Raw genomic sequence first — 20,405 nt, forward strand, 5'->3', positions numbered from 1 at the left:
GGGGCTTGAATAATGGCAACTTTAATGGACTTGAAGGCTGCTGTGCCTGTTAGGTTATCGCGTCGGTCTCCAAAAAGATGATTGATGTTAGACGTGGCATGGTGAAAGGTGCAGAATAAGGTTTTTGGTTGCACTTTATCGGTAAATTTGACACGCAGTGGCGCGCTTTTTCCAAAAGCAGTTTGAAGCACGACGTACGGAGTTGGAAAATCTTTCGCGTCTTCTTTGTGCACCAATAAAACAGTTTCATCGTAGCGCTTGTTGAGCTTTTCACTGCGTGAGGTTTGGGATGCATTATTGTATTGGGCAAGGGTTCTGCCTGTGGTGAGGTAATAGCCCGTAAGCGCGTTGTTTGTGAGTTCTTGCACCATGCCTCGCAAGAGATAGGGGTGATAGCAAAACCGTCCGTATCCATCTTCTGTGCGAAAGTCTAGTTGGTGTAAAATGGGCGTGTCTTCTGTGTGTACGGGCCATTGCAAACCGCGAACACGGTGGCGTTCTAGGCGCGTGTAACTTGCTCCTGAGAAGCGTCGATAGGCCACTTCGCGTACCTCATTCCAAATCCCTTTAGAATCACTGTAGTGGTACTCTCCTGCAAGTTTGTTTTCAATCTGTTGAATCACTTCCCAATCATCAGGTAAGTTTGAGTGTACTAAAGGCTGAGAAAGGTGCAATCGGCGCATGGCATTGACATACACTCCCGTTTTCTCGTAGGCGGATTTGACCCCAATGACAATATCTGCACGGGCGGCAATGTCGGTCATGAATAATTCTTGCACCACAATAAGTTCTAGGTTTTCAATGGCTTTGGTGATTTTGTTGGTGTTGGGATGAATGTGGGTAATGTCTTCGCCCATGTTTAGCAACGCCTTAATGCGGCCTTCTTGCATCGCATTAATGAGGTCAGGTGTCATCATCCCTGTCTCTTTTGGTTCTTGGTAGTCGGGTGCATAATTGGGCAACATCCCCATGTCACAGGCGCCTTGGACATTGTTTTGGCCACGCAATGGCATGAGACCTGCACCAGATTTGCCCACATTGCCCGTCATAAGGGCAAGATGGATGATGGCCATAACCGCCTGAGAGCCATCTACGTGCTCGGTAATGCCAAGTCCCCAAAATATCATGGAATTTTTAAGAGCGTACTCGCGGGCAACTTTAGGGATAAGTTTGCTAAGGTGCTCGTATCCTGAAATAGTTTCAAAGTAGGCAGGGTTAGCGAAAGGGTCGCTTAGGATTTTTTCCTTAAATTCGGCAAAGCCTTTGGTTCTGTCTTCTAAAAAATGTTCATCGTAGAGCTCTTCATCGATAATCACGTAGGCGAGCATGTTCAAGACCATAAGATTGGCTTCATGGGGAAGAATGGCTTTGTATTTGGCAAAACGGTGCAGGGTGATTTCTCGCACGTCAAATACGGCAAGATTGTCGTGTTTGGTCGCTACATCAACGATGCGGTTAGAGATAATCGGGTGGGCTTCGGTGGTGTTGGAACCGATGACAATCATAAATTCTGTGTTATAAATGTCGTTGTAGGGATTGGTCGCGGCTCCTTCGCCGATGGTTTCGCGCATCCCTTTAAGGCTTGGGGCGTGGCAAACCCTCGCACAGTTGTCCACATGCGGGGAGCCTAGGGTGTGGCGGGTAAATTTTTGGAGTAAATAGGCGCTCTCGCAAGAAGTGCGTGCCCCGCCTAGGGCACAAATGCTTTTGGCTCCGTATTTTTGGCGTATTTCTTGGAGTTTCATCGCCACTGCGGTGGTGGCAGCATCCAAGGCCGCCTCCATCCACACTTCATCGTACTCTTTCAGTAAAGGCGCAATGGCTTCAAAAATCGCGGGATTGTTGGCAAGAAAGCGTTTTTTGATGCGCGGTGTTTTGAGGCGATCGGGTGCGGTGAGAAAATCAAAGCCGTATTTGCCTTTGACGCAGAGTTTGCCTTGGGAGACAACGCCTTCAGGGTGGGCGTTAATGGCATAAATGGTGTTGTCTTGAACCTCGGCTGCAATATCGCAACCAACGCCACAGTAGGTACAAACGCTGTCGATTGTGTGGGTGTGTTCCATGTTTATTCCTTTAGCGTTTTTGCCCAAAGCGGTAGGGGTGTTTTTCATACGTGCCCAAGATTTTGATTTCTTTGGCAAAGTAACGCAATTCATCTAAAGCCAAAACAAGGCTACGGTTGTTGGGGTGGCCATCGATATCGAGGTGAAATTGGCTCACTTGCAAGTTTCCTGAGGGGGAGTAGCTTTCAAGCTTGACAAGGTTTACGCCGTTGGTTGCAAAACCGCCAAGGGCTTTGTACAAAGCTGCGGGGATGTCGCGTACTTGAAAAACCAATGAAGTGATGTACTCTTTGTTGGGCTCGTATTCAAGAGCAACCTTTTCTTTAGAAAGTACAATAAAGCGAGTCGTATTACCCAAAAGGTCACCGAAATTTTCGCTTAAAATTTTTAATCCGTAGAGTTTTGCAGCCAATTTGGAAGCAATAGCGCCCTTGGTGGGGTCACCCAAGGCTTGTACTTCTTTGGCGGAGCCTGCGGTATCAAATTTCGCTTCTGCTTTGTAGCCATGTTTGCTGATATTGAGTTGGCATTGCGCGAGGGCTTGGGGGTGAGACGCGACGGTTTTGATGGTTTCAAGGGAGCTTTCAGGAAGTCCAAGAAGACAGTGTCTGACAGGCTCGAAGTGTTCTTGGATAATATGAAGTTCTAGCCTTGGGATGAGACGGTAAATCTCCTCTACCCTTCCTGCTGTGGAGTTTTCTACAGGAATCATCGCAAGATTTGCTGTTCCAGATTCAACCATTTTCATGGCGTCTACAAAAGCATCACACGCGATGCTAATAGAGGAAGGAAAGGCAGTTTTACAAGCAAGGTGCGAATAAGCCCCTTCTGCTCCTTGGTAGGCAATGACGATATCGTTCACAACATTCCTTTTTTTGGGACGTATTATACCTTTGTGTTTGTAAAGAGTGGATTAGATATAATCAGTGAAAACGGAACATTATGGCTGAAAAATCCGCTTACATGTATGCCCTTGGCGCAGTTTTTTTGTGGTCGAGCGTAGCGACAGCGTTTAAGTTCTCCTTGGTACATTTAACGCCCACACAGCTTCTGGTGATTGCTTCTGGTGTGTCGCTACTGGTGCTTGGAGCCTTGCTGGGGTGGCAGGGTAAAATTATTCTTTTTCGCTCCCTCCCTAAAAAATATATTTTAGCCATGCTTTTTCTCGGGGCGGTTAACCCATTTGCTTATTATTTGGTATTGTTTCAAGCTTACGCTTTGTTGCCTGCGCAAGAGGCGCAAGCCTTGAATTATACATGGGCATTGACGCTGGCTTATCTTTCGGCGTTTATTTTAAAACAAAAACTTCACCCACGGCAAATAGTTGCAGGAATTATTTGCTACACTGGCGTGTTAGTGATTGCAACCCAAGGCGATGTGCTTGGGCTCTCTTTTGGAAACCTTGCGGGTGTAGGCTTGGCGCTTGCTTCAACATTTTTGTGGGCATTTTATTGGATTTATAGTACCAAGTGGGGTTTAGATCCATTGGTGGGGTTGTTTTTAAATTTTTCAAGTGGCTTTGCTCTGGTATTGTGTTGGGCGTGGGCCAAAGGAGCTCTTGTGGTAATGCCGTGGCAGGGAGTGTTGGGCGCGGTGTATGTGGGGGTATTTGAGATGGGTGTTGCTTTTTTTCTTTGGCTTCAGGCAATGCAAAAGACAACCCAAACAGCAACCATTGCAAATCTAATCTTTCTTTCCCCTTTTCTTTCGTTGGTTTTTATTGGAATGGTGCTTAAAGAGGCTATTTTGCCCTCAACGCTTGTTGGGCTTGGATTGATTGTAATGGGGCTATTGTTTCAAAAAGCAAAAAAAGGAGTCTAAAATGCGCTGGTTTGTAGGGGTGATGTGTGTGGTTTGTTTTGGCTTTGCCGGTCTTTTTGAACAAGCCATAGAAGAAGCCAAAAAAGAAGAAAAGTTGGTGTGGGTATTTGTGGAGATTCCTCGTTGCCCTTGGTGCGCGCGTATGCGCCATGAATTATTAGAGAGTGGTGTGTATGATGAGGCATTGTCAGGATTGTATGTTGTGGTGCCTCTTGGGCGCGAAGAAGCTATTGCCAAAGGGTTGCGGGCGGAGTATTTTCCTACCTCGTTTTTGATAGACCCCACCAATGGGGAAACTTTGGAGATGTTGCCTGGCTATATGAAAAGCGAAGATTTTATAGAGTACCTCAAATTGGTCTACGAGATTGAGCAGGGCGATAAGTAAGATAAGCAACAATAGCAAGGGAAAAAAGAAGAGCAAAAATCAACCGCAAAACAACAATCACCCACGCACTGGCGCCGAAGATTACAAACAAGAGAGTGTCCTCAATAATGGCGTGGCAAATCATTAAAAACGTCCCCACGAACCATACCTCTTTGGTGCTCATGGCTGCATTTTCATACTCACTAATGAGCACGCCAGCACCATAGGTAATGCCCAGAATGGTTCCTGTCACAAGGCTAAAAGCCGTATTGACGCGCTTGGCATAACGGTTTACAGTCTCAAGAGACTTGATAAAATCCAAAAAAACAATAATCAGCACTACAAGAACTACAACCTCTAGTGCCAGTACGACAGCTTCTTGGAGTGAACTAAGAAGCATGACGGCGAAAGTTTCATAAGAAGGGAAGGTTGGAGCGTTGTAAAAAACCCCCTCCCCAAACCAATTTTCAGGAAAAAAAGTCACTAACCAGCCTGCTAAAAGTCCCACAAAAAATCGCAGCAACACAGCGTAAGTGCGGGAGATTTTAAGGCGATGCATAATGGCAGTCTCTACAAGCAAGGCGTGGCAAATACCCAAAAAAACTGCCAAAATGGTCCACTCTTTTGGGCTTAACCCAAGAGGCGCGGCAAAAGCAATAGCAGCATAAAGATTTAAAAACATGCCACTAATGATAGACAAAGCCGCCTCTTTAGGGAGTTCAAGGGCTGCTGTGAGAGGGGTAAACAGAAAAGAGATTTTCTCAAGCCATCCATAGTAAAACAAAACGTCTGCAAAAATATAAATGGGAATAATGAGCTTGAGCACAATCCACGCACTGCGTAGCGACCGGTAAAGGGAAGGGCGTATGGTTGAAATATTCATAGGGAAAGTGTAGCTAAAAAAGCGTTGTTTTGTGCTTTACATGTAAAGCACACTTCGAATGGCGGTTTTTCCTTTTTTTAAGAATTAAGTAGCTATAATACCGTCCTTAAAACATAGTGCGCCCGTGGCTCAGCTGGATAGAGCATCGGTTTGCGGTACCGGAGGTCAGGGGTTCGAATCCCTTCGGGCGCACCACTCTTTTTTATTTAATCAAATCCCCCCCGCTCTTTTTTCTCACATTGATTTTGATCATGCCAATCTAAGTCTGGCGCACTATAATAACCAATCACATAACACAGGGGCTTGGCTATTAAAGCGTGAAACATTGGAGAAATACTAAGTCTTGATTTATCTCTCTGGGATTATGCTTAGACTGGCTGCTGGTGCCTTGTATAGATTGGCTTATTGCTTTACCCATTTGGGCGGCGGCGACACAAAGCATGCCATCTCTTTTTCTCCCCGTGAGTCTCTTGCTTCAGTTGGTGCCTTTGCTGCGGAAAAGTGGGTGCACTAGGATGGCTGCCTGTTCCTTTGCTAGGTGTTGTTGTTTTTTTGGTTGCTGTGGCACAAGTGTACGCGGTTGTTCATTTTTTGGCAGCATTGTCCCCTTTTTTATTTTCTTTGCGTTTTCGTTGCCGGCCTCCTTTGAGTTTGCTGCAGTTGTTGTTGTTTTTAATCCTTGGTTGAATTGTTCGGCACGGCTTTTTATGTGTGGTGGGTGCCTAAAAAACTCTATCCCGTGTGACATGCAAGGGCACAAAACCCATTGATATGCCTAAATAAAACCCGCTATAATCCCATCATGAAAATCCAAACCCTCATTCACACAGCGCTTTGCGCAGAAGCAAAGCCTATTGCTGGTACTTTTGGCCTTACATGTAAAAGCACAAAACCCTTTTTGTTCTACACTGATGCTACGACGGTTTTGGTGGTTTCAGGTGTTGGATGTGAAAAGACGCGCCTTGCGTTGGCTTGCACCCTTGCGCGTTATGAGCCTGAAATAATGGTTTCGGTGGGAATCGCAGGATGCACTGATGTGAGCATTCCTGTGGGGACGTTGTTTTGCACTTCTCATGCCCACTTACCCATTCCTTTTGCAACTCTTTCCACTTATGATGTGCCAGTTGATGGAAAAAACAGACCAGAAACAACACTGGTGGACATGGAGGCGGATGCATTTGTGCAAAGTGTTCCTTGTGGCGTGGAAGCGTATGTGTTCAAAGTGGTTTCAGACCACCTTAATCCTGTACGCCCGACCAAGGGGCAAGTTGGCGATTGGATTGGACGAAGCATTGGGCGATGGAGGGGTTATGCAAAACACTAAAACAACACGTTTTTTTGACGCAACTGCTAATACGCCTTTTGAAAAACTCACTCCAAAAACCCAACTATTTTTGCGGGAAAAAGCTTTGTTTTACGGCTTTAGTTTTTCTCAAATACAGCAACTTATTACGTTGGCTATTGATTTTCAAATGTGGCAAATAGCTCCTCTGGAGGCGCAGTGGGAAGAGCGTGCAAATGCCAAAGCCGCTCTTGAAGCCTTACATGTAAAAGCCCAACACTACAGGCAAACCCCGAGAGACTACACGCAAGCACCCTTTGTTTTACCTAAAATGCCATTGCGCAAAGTTTTACACCATAAGGAAAAATTGAGTCTAGGGAGTTGTCCTGTCGCTTCGCCCAATACAAGGTGTTGTAATTTACTCACCCTTGATGCAGTGGAAGGGTGTGGGTTTGCGTGTACGTATTGTTCTATTCGTACCTTTTACGGGGCGGGCGAGGTGCGTTTTGATAAGGCTTTCGGGGAGAAGTTGGCGGCACTTGAGCTGGATAAAAACAAAGTGTATCACATTGGCACAGGCCAATCTTCAGATTCGCTGATGTGGGGAAACCGCGAAGGGGTGCTCGACGCGCTCATTGCTTTTGCCCAAAAATATCCTAAGGTTATTTTAGAATTAAAAACCAAGTCTCAAGCGATTGATTATTTACTAAGCGTACCTTCTTTGCCTAGAAACATGCTTTTCACTTGGTCGTTAAATCCCCAACCTGTGATCGATCATGAAGAGCGCTATTGCGCTTCGTTGGAGCAGCGTCTTCAAGCGGCACGAGCGCTGGCAGATAAGGGTGCGTTGGTGGGGTTTCATCTGCATCCTATGATGCTTTATAGGGGATGGGAGGAGGGCTACACTGCTCTTGCTAAGAGACTTTTGACGCGTTTTTCGCCCCAAGAAGTAGCGATGGTTTCCTTGGGAACGCTGACATTTATCAAGCCAGTGCTTAAATCCCTTAGGCGAGAAGCTAGGCCTACCAAAATCCTCCAAATGCCCCTTGTGCAAACATATGGTAAATTTTCATACCCCCTAAAAACTAAAAAAGAGATGTTTTCTTTGTTTTATAATGCCCTTTCGCCTTGGCACGAAAAGGTCTTTTTTTATCTGTGCATGGAGGATAAAGGCTTGTGGAATGAGGTGTTTGGCTTCGAGTATGTGAGCAACGAGGCCCTAGAAAGAGCAATGAAAAAAGCGTATCGGGAGAAAATACAAGGAGTGTTATGAAAACAGTATTGATGAGCGGAGGAAGTGGCGGCATTGGGAGTGCTATTCGCGCGACGCTTGAAGCGTGTGGGTACTGTGTGGTAAACATCGGGCGCACGCAGGCCGAAATTGTCTGTGATCTTCAAGATGCGGTTGGCTTGGAAAAAGCACTAAAAACGTGGCTCAAAACCAACACGGTAGATGTGTTGATTCATTGTGCGGGGGTAGGCGTTTTTGAGCCCCATGAAACACTTAGTGCTGCAAAAATTAAAACACTAGTTGACACTAACCTCACTGCACCTTTGGTGATTACAAGCGTGTGTTTGCGCGCATTGTGTCAAACCAAAGGGCACGTGATTAGTATCGCATCGGTTGAGGCGACGCGGCACGCGAAGTATTCTGCGCTTTATACGGCGACCAAAAGTGGGTTGCGAGACTTTGGCTTGTGTTTGTTTGAGGAGGTTCGCAAGCAGGGGGTGCGGGTGACAACCATTAATCCCGACATGACAAAAACCCCGTTTTTTGATACATTGCATTTTGAGCCAAGCGCCTGCGAAGAGAGCTACTTGCTACCGCAAACCCTTGCTCAAACAGTCAAGCACGTTTTGGAAACCAAGGGCGTTGTGACCGATATTACGGTTCGGCCACAACGGGTTGGGATTGCGAAAAAAACCTTTACATGTAAAGGTTAGCGTTGGGTAAATGCAAGCTTTAATCCCAATGCAACAAAGACGAAGGCGGAGAGAGTGTTGATGGTTTTGGCAATGCTAGGGTTGCGCATAAGGGCTGCACTTGCTTTGTGCGCCAAGAGACCACATGTGGAAAAGACAAGAATGGTTGTGACCATAAATGCAAGACCAAGTTGGACCATTTGCCACGGTACTGCTCCTGCGCTTGACGAAACAAACTGAGGTAAAAAAGCCAGAAAAAACAGGGATACTTTAGGGTTGAGCACATTCATTAAAAACCCCTTGGCATAAAGGTTTTTAAGACTAAGCGGGGCTGTGTTGTTCTTTTTTGAGTCGATGCGAACAAGTTCGTTGCGGTGTTTAAAAGCTTGGTACGCTAGGTAAAATAGATACAAAGCACCCGCGTATTTGACAAGATTGAAGGCCAGTGCAGAGGTTTGAAAAATCACCGAAATTCCAAGAGCCGCGGCGGTGGTGTGAATGAGCACGCCTGAGGTTAGGCCAAAGGTGGTAGCTAGTGCAGCTTTAGCGCCTCTTGTGATACCTTGGGTAATAACAAACAAGATGTCTGGCCCGGGACTAAGGGCCAAAAGGGCGGAAGCGCCCATAAAAAGAAGTAAGGTTTCAAGGCCAATCATTGTGAAAAAACCTCATCATAGATGCGGTAGGGGGTTTTTTTGAGGTTGAGTTTTTGGTAGTGTTCTTGGCTTTGACTATCGTCTTTGTGGGCATAAAGGCGGATACCACACACGTTTTCATGCTCTTTGGCCAAAGCGCGCACTTTATTTAAAAGTGCGTCGTGAATCTCCCTGCATGGATCTTGAGCAAGAACAAAAATATCTTGAATACAATAAAACAACCCATTGTTCCAATCACTCCATTCGCGGGTTACCATAGTGACGGCAACAATTTCTCCTTCGCGCTCAGCGACAACGTAAAGTCCATTGTTAAATGAGTCAAATACATAACGCACGCCCGCGGCTGTCACAGGAAGGGAAAGTTGGCGGTTTTCGTTGGCTTTGGCAAAAAAGACATTAAATTCTGCAATGCTTGAGGCGTCATCTCTGGTGGCAATACGAACAGAAAAAGGGGTAGACATGGGGATTCTCCTTTGGATTCAAAAAAACGTATGATACCACAAAGGAGATTAAGGAAAAAAAGAAAAAGAGCCAAAAACTTGGCTCTTTTTGGGTTACATCAGTGGGTCAGTAATCCCCAGTACATACATGCCAACAAGGCCGATAATACCAGAAATGATAAGATAGTAGATGGTAGGAATAACTGTTTTGCGCAAGGTTTCCCCTTCGCGATCAAGAAGTCCTACGGTTGCAGAAGCGGCAACGACGTTATGGATAGCAATCATGTTACCTGCAGCTGCACCAACGGCTTGGAGGGCCACCATAAGGGCTGTTGAGAGGCCTAGGGCTTCAGCAACACCAAATTGGTACTGAGCAAGCATCATGTTACTTACTGTGTTGGATCCTGCAATAAACGCCCCAAGCGCTCCCACCCAAGAAGCAAAGAAAGGATAAATATCGCCTACGCTTTGGGCAACCCATGTAGCCATGGTGATTGGCATACTCGCAAGTTCAGAGCCATTAACGCCAGAGTTGATGAGAATACGTACCAAAGGAATAGTAAAGATGAGAACAAAACCCGCGCTTAGCAACAATGCGCTAGATTCTTTGAATGCTGATTTTAGCTCGCCACCTTTCATGTTGTGCAAAAAGAACGTTACAAGTGCAACAAATACCAAGATACCACCAGGGAGGTACAGGGGTTGAATGGATGCACTTACGCCTGCTTCACCAAGGATGTTTTTAAGGCCAAAGGACCAAGCGGTAAGCATGCCTTTAAACTCAGCATTAACGCGAGAAAGCACAAGAATAATTGCTACTAGCAAGTAAGGAACCCAAGCCATGGCAAGAGAGATAGGCTTTTTGCCAGCTAGTGCGTCTAGATTAATCTCAAGTTTTCCAATCCATGCTGTTGGCCACTCGCTAGCAGGAGCAAAATCCCATGTGTTTTTGGGAATCAAAAACCCTGCTTTGGCAGCTGGAACAACAATGGCAAGGCCTACAAGCGCACCAATGATGGAAGGAAATTCTGCACCTAAAAAAATGCCCGTAAGCACGTAAGGCACTGTAAAGGCAAGACCACCAAAAATGGCAAAAGGAAGAATAGAAAGACCTTCTGTCCAGGAGCGGTTACGTCCAAAGAAGCGGGTAAGCATCATAATCATAAACAGAGGAATCAACGTACCTGTAATGGCGTGCGTGATAGCTGCTTGAGACGTAATGGCTTGAAGGTAAGTGTCCCAGTTGGAGCCTACAGAAAGAAGGCGCTCACTGATGGTTGCTTTATCAAGTCCCGCATTAATCCCGATAAGAATCGGTGTTCCTACGGCGCCAAAAGTAACAGGGGTGCTTTGAATCATCATCCCAATCATAACCGCCGCCATTGCAGGGAAGCCGATGGCGACCAAAAGTGGCGCAGCTACGGCTGCTGGTGTACCAAAGCCTGAGGCACCTTCGATAAACGAACCAAAAAGCCATGCAATGATAACCACTTGCACACGACGGTCAGGGCTAATGCCATTAAAGCCTGCCTTAATGGTGGTGATGGCGCCTGAGTGCTTGAGGGTATTGAGAAGCATGATAGCCCCAAAAATAATCCACAACACGGAAATAGTAATGATGACACCTTGAACCGTAGACGCCAAAACGCGCGTAACGCTCATGTCCCACACAAAAATCCCAATCAATGCCGTTGCGAAAAAAACAATTGGCATTGCGCGTTTTGCTGGCATCCGCAGCCCAACAAGCAAGATTCCTGAAAGGATGATTGGCATTGCTGCAAACAATGCGTACAGACCTAGACCCATAAGGTACTCCTTCTAATGTAGATTTAAACTAGGGGCATGGTAGCGACCGCACATGACAAAGAGATGAAGTTGGTATGATATAAAAATGATAAAAATAGTTACATTTTAGTGGAAATTTAAAAACAACCTAGGGAAGCAAAAATGCCCCAAAGGCTTTTAGGGGATGTTACAAAACGCCCCATGCCCAGATAATTGGGCATTTGACTGGGTTATATTGGTCAAGAGGGAGGGGCAGGGAAAAAGAAAAAGAAAAGCCTTTATTTAAGGACTTTAGCAAGGAGTCCTTAAATAAAAAAAAGAGAAGCAAAGAAAGTTTTTTAAAAGATGGGTAATTTTGAAACGCCTAACGGGAGGGTTTTTCGCGCTCTAGCCACGCCACAATCTCATCCGCCCCACCTTTAGAGAGACAAGCGGGAAGTGCTAAGTTGATGCGTTTAATGTGAGCATTTTCAAGCCATGCTAGTACTGCTTGTGGAGTTGCTTCCTCTTGGCGCAATAAGCCCCCAAGGTTTTGGTTAGTAAAGGTTTTGGCGTTGTGATACTGATGGTTGCCAGCAGCATAGGGAAAAGGAATGAAAAGCGTGGGAATGCCCGCTGCACAAAGCTCCCATACACTTCCCGCACCTGCTCTAGCAATGGCGACGTCGGCCTCGTGAAGTTTGTCATGCAAGACGTTGCTAAAAGCAAATACGTCTGCATCAATGCCGTGCTTGGCGTAGAAATCCATCATTGCCTCAAGCTCGCTTTTGCCACATTGGTGAATGATGCGAATACCTTGGTTGTGTAGTATGGGGGCAATGGCTCTTGCTAGCTGATTAATGAAACGCGCCCCTTGGCTCCCTCCTAAAAAAAGAAGTGTTTTAAGGGTGTCTCTTGCGCGGTATGCTTCAAAAAAGCGTGTTGCAACAGGGTAATTTTTAAGGGGGGAGTGCGCTTCATAAGAGCTAAAAAATGCCTTAGCGAAGGGGCGCAATAGGCTATTGAGTTTTCCTGTTATGGCATTTTGCTCATGAATATACACAGGAATGCCAAGAGTAAGTGCTGCGAGTGTTGCAGGAGCCGCCGCATAGCCTCCTACTGAAACAACTTGCAGAATGTTGTGGCGCTTAAGCAAGGCTCTACATGTAAAGAGTTGTTTGAAAATGATCCAAAGTGCTAAGACTTTTCCCAGTCCACGTTGGTTTACTACACCCTTGCTGGGGAGAAAAACGGTGTTTTTAAACCCCGGATACCCCTCAAACCATGTTTTGTCCTGGCCGTTTGTTGAGCCAATATAAAAAGGGCGTATACCACGGGCGTTGTATGCTTCGCACAACGCTTTTGCGATAGAGAGATGGCCGCCTGTTCCCCCGCCTGTAATAAGTGTCATGGATTCCTCGCTTTCTTGCTTACCATCAACACCATCCCTATGCCTACACACAGTGCCAAAAGCGAACTTCCGCCGTAACTTAAAAAAGGAACAGCAATGCCTTTTATGGGAGTGATAGAGGTAATGCCATAGGCATTCATTAAAAATGAAAACACAATCAATAAGCCAATTCCTAAACTAAAAAGATAGTACACGCGGTTTTGGCTTCGTCCAGAGATGCGGAAGATGCGGTAAATAATCACAAATATGATGAGTGTAATGCAGACCACGCCAAGCGCACCAATCTCTTCGGTGATGCCTGCCAGAACGAAGTCGGTGTGCACCTCGCTTAAAAACCCTAATTTAAAAATCCCACTACCAAGCCCTTCTCCAAATAGCCCACCGTGCTTGATAGCATTGAGGGAGTGGGAGATTTGATAGGGCTCTGGCGCATCCTCTACTCGAAGGGTGGAAGCAATAGATTCGGGAAAAAAAGAGAGGACCATGTTTTGAATGGTGGCCCACCATGTCTTAATGCGCAAAATACGATGCTCAGAGCTAACCACCGCTGTGGTAAAAACCAATACCGAACCCAAAATAGCCAAGGAGAAAAATTTAAAACTTGTGCCCGCAAAAAAAGCCATAACAGCTAATGTGAGCGCCAAAACAATTACTTGTCCTAGGTCGTTTTGCAAAATAGCAATGAGGTAAATTACCAAAATAAATACCCCAATGTAGGGCAAAATTAGCTTAATTTCATCTTTGAGGGATTTTTGCTCTTCGTCGAGCTTGCGCGCAAAGCTCCACGCTAAAAAATAGACAAAGCCGATTTTAAAAAACTCCACCGGCGCAATGGAAAACCCAGGCAAGCGAATCCACCGCCTCGCTCCTCCTGATTCGGTTACTAAGGACTCAGGAAGATAGTGCATAAGGCTCATGGTAAGGATGCAGGCAAAAAAGATAAAAAACCCAATGCCCTTGAGGTATTTGTCGGGATTGAGATTGGAAAGGCCCCACATGATAAAAATACCCACCATGCCTACGGCAAATTGACGAATAAAAAAATGGTACGGGCTGTAGTTGTAAAAAAGTACCGTAAACACAGGCAATGAGAGAGAAAAAACCACACCTACGCCAATTAAAAAAGAGCAAAGATAAAAGAGGGTTTTGTCTGTTGCCAAGCAAAATATCCTTAGGTGAATTTCTAGGATTGTACCAAAAATGCGTTGAAATCTCCCTAGGCGACTTCTCCTTTATGGAACGAAAATTGCTTTAATTTAGCCGTGCGCCACGGCGTTACATGTAAAGCTAATAGACAAGAGAGACAGAATGGTTACGACACACAAATCTAAGCCACTATTAGAGCAAGCCCTTGCTGCGCGCTCCTTGCGCCAGCAAATGATTGCCAGTAATATTGCGAACATTGACACGCCTTTTTATAAGTCGCGTGATGTGGATTTTGAAACCGTGCTCATCCAAAAAGCCAAAGAAATACATGGGATAAAAGAGCCCAAAGAGCTCAAGATGGCAACTTCCCACGAAAATCACCTCCAAGGAGCTTTTGGCAGTAGTTTTGGCGCGGGAATGATTTATTTGCGTGATGGGCATTTAGCGCGAAATGATGGCAATACGGTGGATTTGGACGTAGAAACCACCGAAATGAGTAAAAATGCCTTGATGATTGATGCGCTCACCCAAGCCATGAAAAAGAAAAGCGCAATTTTCAAAAGCGTGCTTGAAGCATCTGGCAAAGTATAAAGGATAACCAATGGCGTATTTAAGCGATTTTGACATTAGCGGGTACGGACTCTCTGCCCAGCGTTTCCGTATGAACACTATCAGCTCCAACATTGCCAATGCCAACACTACACGCACTGCAGAAGGCGGGGCTTATCGACGTAAAGAAGTGGTGTTTCGCGCTATTGATTTCAATGAGGCGCTCAATCAAGAAATTAAGAAAAATAATGCCTTCTTGGAGTACGAAAACCCCTTGGATGAAACGCTTTTGCAAAGGGATGCCAAACCTGCTATAATGAGCGTTATTGTGGATAAAGTAGTGCGTGATGATGGGGATTTTCGCCTAAAGTACGACCCTACTCACCCCGACGCGGATGCAAAAGGTTATGTGGCGTTTCCCAATATTAATCCCGTGATTGAAATGGCCGATTTGATTGAAGCAACACGTGCCTATCAGGCAAATGTTTCAGCCTTTCAAAGTGCCAAAACCATCGCCCAAAGTGCGATAGATATGTTAAGAGGATAATGACCAATGAATGGAATTAACTCCATCTCCACCCTAGAGATGCTTCAACCAAAGCAAGAAACCAAGGGCGTTGCCCCAGGGGATGAGTTTGCTAAGGTGCTTGAAAAAACGCTCTCTAATCAAAACACCCTTCAAGAAAACGCAGACAAAGCGGCTGCGGATATTGCTACGGGTGAGGTGAAAGATTTGCACCAAGCCGCCATTGCCATTGGCAAAGCAGAAACTAGCATGAAGATGATGCTTGAAATTCGCAACAAAGCGCTCAGTGCTTACAAAGAGATTTTAAGAACACAAGTTTAATCTTGCATGAACCGTCCTTCTTTGGATAGAAAAAAGGCAAAAATCCTCCTCCTTTTTTCACTTATTAGCCTTGGCTTTATTATTTTTATTGGGACCTTGCTCTATTGGTCACAAATCGATCGCAAGCTCCCGCGCCTTCAAACAAGCCAAACCTCTACGGCTTTGCGCGGCACCATCACTAGCCGCGATGGTTTTGTTGTTGCCACCAGTCAAAAACTCTATAAGGCTATGGTAGATACGCGCAACATTGACCCCTCTAAGCAAGCACTATTTATCAATCTTTTTTCTTTGTATGCTGACCTTGACCCAAAAGAGATTGCCAAACGCCTTAATTCGGGGCGCGGTAATGTGGTCCTTTCGTACCAGATTGATGCCAAAAAGGCAGAATACCTACAAGAGCTTGCAGGAAAACTGTACCGACAAGGGGTGTTTCGCACCTATGAAGACCCAGAAACCGGATTGGCTTTTTTGCGGGGACTTAGTATTTCTGAAAGTGGCGAATACCGCCACTATCCCCAAAGCGATATTTTCACGCCTTTTTTGGGCTACATCCGAAAAATAGACCAAGGTCCCATTACAAAAGTTGAGGGCGTCAAGGGCATAGAGGGCCAGCATGAACAGTACTTAAAACCCATTCAAGATGCCCTTTTAATCGCCCCTAGGGATATTGGCAATACGTTAATCTTAAATCGAGATTCGGAAGCAAAAAAGCGCATTGATGGCTACGGCATGCGCATAGGTGTTTCGTTGAAATTACAAAAAATGATTGAGCGTATCCTTGATGAAAAAAAAGAAGAACTTCGTGCCGAGGAAGTTGTTGCCGCGGTGATGAAAAGCGATACGGGAGAATTGCTAGTGCTAGCCTCTAGTAATCGTTACAATCCCAACGGCATTCGGCGAGAAGATTACGCGTCTTTAAATGCTTCGGCAGTTGAATATGCTTTTGAGCCAGGCTCCGTGATGAAAACTGTGATGTTTTCGCTTTTGCTTAAAGAAGAAAAAATCAACCCCTTTGATTTGGTGCGCACTTATGGTGGAAAGTACAAACTCGGCCAACACACTATTCGTGACACCAAAGAGTCTGAATGGCTTAGCGCGGAAGACGTGATTGTTTATTCTTCCAATGTGGGTTCGGTGCAGTTGGCTCAAAAACTTGATGCGATTCCTTATTATCAGGGGCTTAAAGATTTTGGTTTTACGGAACGCACGGGAGTGGATTTGCCTTATGAAAACCCTGGAAATATGCCACCTTTGCAGCGGTTTAATTCGGAAGTATATAAGGGTACAATCGGGTACGGTTATGGGATGCAGGTCAATTTTATGCAAATTCTCAAAGCCTATAATGTGTTTAATAACAATGGAAAAATGCTGACCCCACGCCTTGGCTTGGAGTTTCAAGATGCCAGCGGAAAAACGTACCCTATTATGAGACCTCCTGAGGTGGAGGTGCTTCCTATTGCTGTGGCTAAGCGTGTTAAGCGTGTGCTTGTTAAGGCAGTTCGGCAAGGTACAGGAAAGGTGGTTTCGATGGAGGGGCTCGAAATTGGCGGTAAAACAGGAACGGCACATATCGCCGAGGGCGGAAGGTATGAAAACCGCTACAATGGGAGTTTTTTTGGTTTTGCCAATGATGCTCAGTCTCAGTACACAATCGGCGTGCTAGTGCGAGAGCCCAAGAAGCCTTACCACTATTTTGGCTCATTGAGCGCTGCCCCCATTTTTCGCGCGATTGTGCAAAAAATGGTGGACGAGCAGTATTTGATTCCTTCTTTAAGCACCCAAGAGGGAAGCTAAAGGACTTTTTGAATCTTCCAGTTCTGTTTTGGCGTTTAAGCGTTCTTGCAATTCTTTGGCGTATTGCTCTAGCAGTTCTTCGATTTTTACAAGGGCACTAGCGCGCTCTTTCTCGCCTAAAGCCTCAACGTTGAAGGCCGCTTCAAGCTCTTTTCGTTTTTCCTCTAGAAGTTTTTCAATTTTTTCCATATTGAAATGCTGGAAAAAAGCAACCGCACCCATAGAGGTAAGCTGTTCTTTAAAAGCTTGAACCTCTGGGTCTTTTTCCTCTTTTTTTTCGGGGGCTTGCCCCTTGATAGTTTGCATAAGTTGGCGTTCGAGCTCGGCAGAAAAAGCATCAGATTTTGGGGCAACGGCTTCTTTGGCGAGGGCCAAAGACTGGACAAATTGGCTTTGTTCAACTTTCATGAATAACTCCTTATCTTTGGGGTATTCATGCCAAGCAAAAAATATTCCTTTACATGTAGAGACTCTTACATGTAAAGGTTATGCAATTGTGTTGCGGTGATAAAGGTCGCACAATGCTTCAACAAAGGCATCGCTGTCATTGGGGCAAGTAGCAACACGATAGTCTAAAACCCCATATTCTTGGGCTTTTTCTTTGTACTCTATCCAAAGTTCAAATTCGGTTTCAGAATTATCAATCGTAAAAGCTACTGGGAGAATGATGACGTTTTTCCCCTTAAGGGCTTCAAGGGTGTGGCCAAGTTCGGGCGTTAGCCATTTAATGGGCCCAAGCTTGGATTGATAAGCAGTGATTGTGTCTGCAAAAACAAGTCCGTTTTTGCCCAACATATCAGTGAGTAAGTCGCTGTGGGAAAGTACCTCTTTTTGGTAGGGATCACCCTTGTCGACAATCTTTTGGGGCAAAGAGTGGGCAGAATAGATAAGTGTGTAATCTTCTGGCTTAGCTTCTCCTAGGGACTCTTTGATGCGCCTACAAAGGCTTTGGTTGAATCCTTCATGGGTATAAAAACGCTCCACTATAGTGCATTTTGGATGAAAATCAGCCAAGTCTAGCGCTTTTTGAAAATCCTCCAAAGAAGATTTGGTGGTCGTGGTGGAGTAGTGTGGGTAGAGAGGTAAAATGCACAGCTGGGTTACGCCGTGGGTTTTAAGTTCTTCGATGGCCCCAGTGGCAAAAGGAGGGGTGTAGCGCATGGCGTACGTCACATAGGTATCAGGAAGGGCGTGTTGAAGTTTTGCTACAAGGGCTTTTGTGTAGTCAACCAGTGGCGACTTTCCGCCAAGGGCAGCGTAGTTTTCTTTGGCCTCATTTTTTCGCGATGCGGTAATCATAAAAGCAATGAAACGCCGCAAAAGATCACTTTTTACGGTGATGATATTGGGGTCATTGAACATGTTTTTTAAAAAGAGTTCCACCTCATCAAGGTTGTTTGGTCCGCCCATGTTAAGCAATACTAGTCCCTTGCTCATGCCTCTTCTCCAGCACTAATGCGCAAGGTGATCATGCTATCGTCAATGCTGCTAAGACCGCCTTGGTCGCCCGTTTTGACAAAACGCACAAAGGCTTTTAGCTCGCGCACCAATGGCTCCTCTTTTTTAACCATACACTTGCGAATGACGTAAGAGAAGTTTTTTTGGTAGGCCGAATATTCCACCAAAGTTTGCTCCATTAAATCCGCTTCGTAATAGGCTTCTTTGGTGGCTACTTCGATGGTGCGCTTGCGAAAGGGGGTAAGCCAGTTGGTGGTAACGCTTGCCACCACTTCATTTTCAAGTTTGAAAGACAAAATAGCGTTGTCTTCGTGGTGGTTATGGATTTTTTGGGATTTGAAAATGGCTGTTTGGTTGATTTCTTGCCCCGAGATAAACCGGATGAGGTCGATGTCATGCACAGCAAGGTCGGTTAAAATCCCAACATCTGCGATGCGTGGCGGAAAAGGCCCTACACGGGTGATGCCGATGCTGTAAATTTCTTTGTCTTCAAGTTCTGCTTTGAGTGCTTCTACGACAGGGTTAAAGCGTTCAATGTATCCCACGCATACTTTTGCGCCCATGCTTTGGGCTTTTTTTAGGATTTCTTCGGCTTCTTCGCAGTTGGAGGCTACGGGTTTTTCAATAAACAAATCCTTACCCTTGGCAAGGCATTTGAGGGCAACCTCTTTGTGTAAAAAAGTTGGTACCACGATGAGGGCTGCGTCAAATTCTGCCTCTTCTAAAAGGGTGTCTACGCTATCAAAAAAAGGTTCGCTGTATGCATCGTTTTTAACCACATCACACAGGGCGACTACCTCTACACCAGAAAGGGTTTTGAGGACGCGATAGTGGTTTCTTCCCATGGATCCAAGGCCAATGAGTGCCACCCTTAGCATAGGGTTTCCTTAAGGGCACCGACGACCATGTCTTGTTGTTCTTCGGTCAAAAATGGACTCATGGGAAGGCTCATGATCTCTTTAGCAATCGCTTCGCTCAGGGGGAAATCCCCCTCTTTGTAGCCAAGGTAGGTAAAGGCGGGCTGGAGATGCAAAGGGATGGGATAGTGGATGGCGGTGGGAATGCCCGCTTCGTTGAGTACTTTGGCGACCTCTTCGCGGTTTGGAACGCGCACGGAATACTGCGCATACACGCTGGTGCAATCTTTGGAAAGGGCAGGGGTAATGAGCACGTCTTTAAGAAGTTGGCTGTAGCGTGCACCAATGCGTTCACGTGCTTTTACTTCATCGTCAAAATAGGCAAGTTTGACATTTAAAACGGCGGCTTGGATGGTGTCAAGACGCCCGTTGATGCCTACGTATTCGTGCTTGTAGCGCTCTTCTTGGCCGTGGTTTAAAAGGATGCGCATTTTTTTAGCCAGCGCGTCGTCATCGGTAAAAATCGCCCCGCCATCTCCGTAGCAGCCAAGGGGTTTGGAGGGAAAAAAGCTCGTGCACCCGATGGTAGAAAGGGCGCAACTTTTTTTGCCTTTATAGGTCGCCCCAAAGCTTTGCGCCCCATCTTCAATGACGGGAATGCCGTGTTTTTGTGCGATGGCATTGATGGCATCCATGTCGGGGCATTGGCCGTAAAGGGAGACGGGCATAATCGCCTTGGTTTTGGGCGTAATGGCCGCTTCTAAAAGGGTGGGGTCTAGGTTGTAATTTGCAGGGTCAATGTCCACAAACACGGGAGTTGCACGCAAAAAAGCGATAACTTCAGCGGTGGCGATGAACGTAAAAGGCGAGGTGATGACCTCGTCTCCTGGCCCGATGTCGTACGCCATCAGGGCGAGCAAGAGAGCATCGGTACCGCTAGAGCACGCTAGTGCGTGTTTGGTGCCACAAAAGTGGGCCAATGTCTCTTCTAGGGTTTTTACCTCTTGCCCCATGATGAATTGCGTGGAGTCAAGTACGTTTAAAACAGCTTGGTTGATTTCATCTTTGTGGGCTTCGTATTGGGATTTAAGGTCGATAAAAGGCAGTTTCATGGCAGTCCCTTGTGTCAAAATAGTAAGGGCGATTA

At 45.8% G+C, this 20,405-nt stretch carries 22 protein-coding genes and 1 tRNA gene; 11 read left to right on the forward strand and 12 right to left on the reverse strand.

What is annotated here, in order from left to right:
• Together JWV37_RS08490 and JWV37_RS08495 are read right to left on the reverse strand one after the other, a co-directional pair.
• Window positions 1-2,063: molybdopterin oxidoreductase family protein (locus tag JWV37_RS08490; RefSeq protein WP_205459368.1), on the reverse strand; the 2,063-nt coding region annotated here is incomplete at its 3' end.
• Window positions 2,064-2,073: 10 nt separating this feature from the next.
• Window positions 2,074-2,925 carry a prephenate dehydratase gene (locus tag JWV37_RS08495; RefSeq protein WP_369407671.1) on the reverse strand — a complete coding sequence of 284 codons (852 nt, stop codon included), beginning with the start codon at window positions 2,923-2,925 and terminating at the stop codon, window positions 2,074-2,076.
• A gap of 80 nt (window positions 2,926-3,005) precedes the next feature.
• Here JWV37_RS08495 and JWV37_RS08500 point away from each other — a divergent pair, with 80 nt between their 5' ends.
• Window positions 3,006-3,884: a DMT family transporter gene (locus JWV37_RS08500; RefSeq protein ID WP_205459369.1), complete on the forward strand. Its 879-nt coding sequence runs from the start codon at window positions 3,006-3,008 to the stop codon at window positions 3,882-3,884.
• Window position 3,885: 1 nt separating this feature from the next.
• The gene (locus tag JWV37_RS08505; RefSeq protein WP_205459370.1) at window positions 3,886-4,269 is read left to right on the forward strand and encodes a thioredoxin fold domain-containing protein; all 384 of its coding nucleotides are present in this window, start codon (window positions 3,886-3,888) and stop codon (window positions 4,267-4,269) included.
• Here the strand turns inward: JWV37_RS08505 and JWV37_RS08510 are convergent.
• The gene (locus JWV37_RS08510; protein ID WP_205459371.1) at window positions 4,232-5,131 is read right to left on the reverse strand and encodes a nucleoside recognition domain-containing protein; all 900 of its coding nucleotides are present in this window, start codon (window positions 5,129-5,131) and stop codon (window positions 4,232-4,234) included. The genes JWV37_RS08505 and JWV37_RS08510 overlap by 38 nt on opposite strands.
• Before the next feature lie 118 nt (window positions 5,132-5,249).
• Here JWV37_RS08510 and JWV37_RS08515 point away from each other — a divergent pair.
• From JWV37_RS08515 to JWV37_RS08535, 5 genes are all read left to right on the forward strand, one after another.
• Window positions 5,250-5,326: transfer RNA gene (locus tag JWV37_RS08515), tRNA-Arg, on the forward strand.
• A 148-nt stretch (window positions 5,327-5,474) separates the two neighbouring features.
• Entirely contained in the window at window positions 5,475-5,645 is a 171-nt protein-coding gene (locus JWV37_RS08520) for a hypothetical protein (protein WP_205459372.1), read from the forward strand.
• A gap of 288 nt (window positions 5,646-5,933) precedes the next feature.
• Window positions 5,934-6,455: a phosphorylase family protein gene (locus tag JWV37_RS08525; RefSeq protein WP_205459373.1), complete on the forward strand. Its 522-nt coding sequence runs from the start codon at window positions 5,934-5,936 to the stop codon at window positions 6,453-6,455.
• Entirely contained in the window at window positions 6,400-7,686 is a 1,287-nt protein-coding gene (locus JWV37_RS08530) for an SPL family radical SAM protein (RefSeq protein WP_240332126.1), read from the forward strand. Before JWV37_RS08525 ends, JWV37_RS08530 begins: the two co-directional genes overlap by 56 nt.
• The gene (locus JWV37_RS08535; RefSeq protein ID WP_205459374.1) at window positions 7,683-8,357 is read left to right on the forward strand and encodes an SDR family oxidoreductase; all 675 of its coding nucleotides are present in this window, start codon (window positions 7,683-7,685) and stop codon (window positions 8,355-8,357) included. The genes JWV37_RS08530 and JWV37_RS08535 overlap by 4 nt, the downstream gene beginning before the upstream one ends.
• Here JWV37_RS08535 and JWV37_RS08540 read toward each other — a convergent pair.
• From JWV37_RS08540 to JWV37_RS08560, 5 genes are all read right to left on the reverse strand, one after another.
• A complete protein-coding gene (locus JWV37_RS08540) occupies window positions 8,354-8,992 on the reverse strand; it encodes a LysE family translocator (protein WP_205459375.1) in 639 nt (212 codons plus the stop codon). The genes JWV37_RS08535 and JWV37_RS08540 overlap by 4 nt on opposite strands.
• A complete protein-coding gene (locus JWV37_RS08545) occupies window positions 8,989-9,453 on the reverse strand; it encodes a GNAT family N-acetyltransferase (RefSeq protein ID WP_205459376.1) in 465 nt (154 codons plus the stop codon). Before JWV37_RS08545 ends, JWV37_RS08540 begins: the two co-directional genes overlap by 4 nt.
• A gap of 93 nt (window positions 9,454-9,546) precedes the next feature.
• Window positions 9,547-11,238 (reverse strand): L-lactate permease, encoded by a 1,692-nt coding sequence (locus JWV37_RS08550; RefSeq protein ID WP_205459377.1) that lies wholly within the window; start codon window positions 11,236-11,238, stop codon window positions 9,547-9,549.
• A gap of 343 nt (window positions 11,239-11,581) precedes the next feature.
• A complete protein-coding gene (locus JWV37_RS08555; protein ID WP_205459378.1) occupies window positions 11,582-12,607 on the reverse strand; it encodes a UDP-N-acetylglucosamine--N-acetylmuramyl-(pentapeptide) pyrophosphoryl-undecaprenol N-acetylglucosamine transferase in 1,026 nt (341 codons plus the stop codon).
• Window positions 12,604-13,767: a peptidoglycan glycosyltransferase FtsW gene (locus JWV37_RS08560; protein ID WP_205459379.1), complete on the reverse strand. Its 1,164-nt coding sequence runs from the start codon at window positions 13,765-13,767 to the stop codon at window positions 12,604-12,606. The genes JWV37_RS08555 and JWV37_RS08560 overlap by 4 nt, the downstream gene beginning before the upstream one ends.
• A gap of 148 nt (window positions 13,768-13,915) precedes the next feature.
• Here JWV37_RS08560 and flgB point away from each other — a divergent pair, with 148 nt between their 5' ends.
• Genes flgB through JWV37_RS08580 form a run of 4 tightly spaced genes read left to right on the forward strand, consistent with a single transcriptional unit; the run spans window position 13,916 to window position 16,943 of the window.
• A complete protein-coding gene (gene flgB / locus JWV37_RS08565; RefSeq protein ID WP_205459380.1) occupies window positions 13,916-14,344 on the forward strand; it encodes a flagellar basal body rod protein FlgB in 429 nt (142 codons plus the stop codon).
• 10 nt (window positions 14,345-14,354) lie between these two features.
• On the forward strand, window positions 14,355-14,849 hold the full coding sequence (gene flgC, locus JWV37_RS08570; protein WP_205459381.1) for a flagellar basal body rod protein FlgC: 495 nt from the start codon (window positions 14,355-14,357) through the stop codon (window positions 14,847-14,849).
• A gap of 6 nt (window positions 14,850-14,855) precedes the next feature.
• Complete coding sequence (gene fliE / locus JWV37_RS08575) at window positions 14,856-15,149, forward strand: flagellar hook-basal body complex protein FliE (RefSeq protein ID WP_205459382.1); 294 nt, start codon at window positions 14,856-14,858, stop codon at window positions 15,147-15,149.
• A gap of 6 nt (window positions 15,150-15,155) precedes the next feature.
• Window positions 15,156-16,943, forward strand: coding sequence for a peptidoglycan D,D-transpeptidase FtsI family protein (locus JWV37_RS08580; protein WP_205459383.1), 1,788 nt, complete (start codon window positions 15,156-15,158; stop codon window positions 16,941-16,943).
• Here the strand turns inward: JWV37_RS08580 and JWV37_RS08585 are convergent.
• The 4 genes from JWV37_RS08585 to JWV37_RS08600 form a co-directional block, all read right to left on the reverse strand.
• Window positions 16,920-17,351 carry a hypothetical protein gene (locus JWV37_RS08585; protein WP_205459384.1) on the reverse strand — a complete coding sequence of 144 codons (432 nt, stop codon included), beginning with the start codon at window positions 17,349-17,351 and terminating at the stop codon, window positions 16,920-16,922. The genes JWV37_RS08580 and JWV37_RS08585 overlap by 24 nt on opposite strands.
• A gap of 78 nt (window positions 17,352-17,429) precedes the next feature.
• Window positions 17,430-18,380 (reverse strand): ferrochelatase, encoded by a 951-nt coding sequence (gene hemH / locus JWV37_RS08590; protein ID WP_205459385.1) that lies wholly within the window; start codon window positions 18,378-18,380, stop codon window positions 17,430-17,432.
• A complete protein-coding gene (locus JWV37_RS08595; RefSeq protein ID WP_205459386.1) occupies window positions 18,377-19,279 on the reverse strand; it encodes a Gfo/Idh/MocA family protein in 903 nt (300 codons plus the stop codon). Before JWV37_RS08595 ends, hemH begins: the two co-directional genes overlap by 4 nt.
• On the reverse strand, window positions 19,273-20,370 hold the full coding sequence (locus JWV37_RS08600; protein ID WP_205459387.1) for a DegT/DnrJ/EryC1/StrS family aminotransferase: 1,098 nt from the start codon (window positions 20,368-20,370) through the stop codon (window positions 19,273-19,275). Before JWV37_RS08600 ends, JWV37_RS08595 begins: the two co-directional genes overlap by 7 nt.
• Window positions 20,371-20,405 lie beyond the last annotated feature (35 nt).

The organism is Sulfurospirillum tamanense (assembly GCF_016937535.1).
GTDB classification, from domain to species: Bacteria; Campylobacterota; Campylobacteria; order Campylobacterales; family Campylobacteraceae; genus Sulfurospirillum_B; species Sulfurospirillum_B tamanense.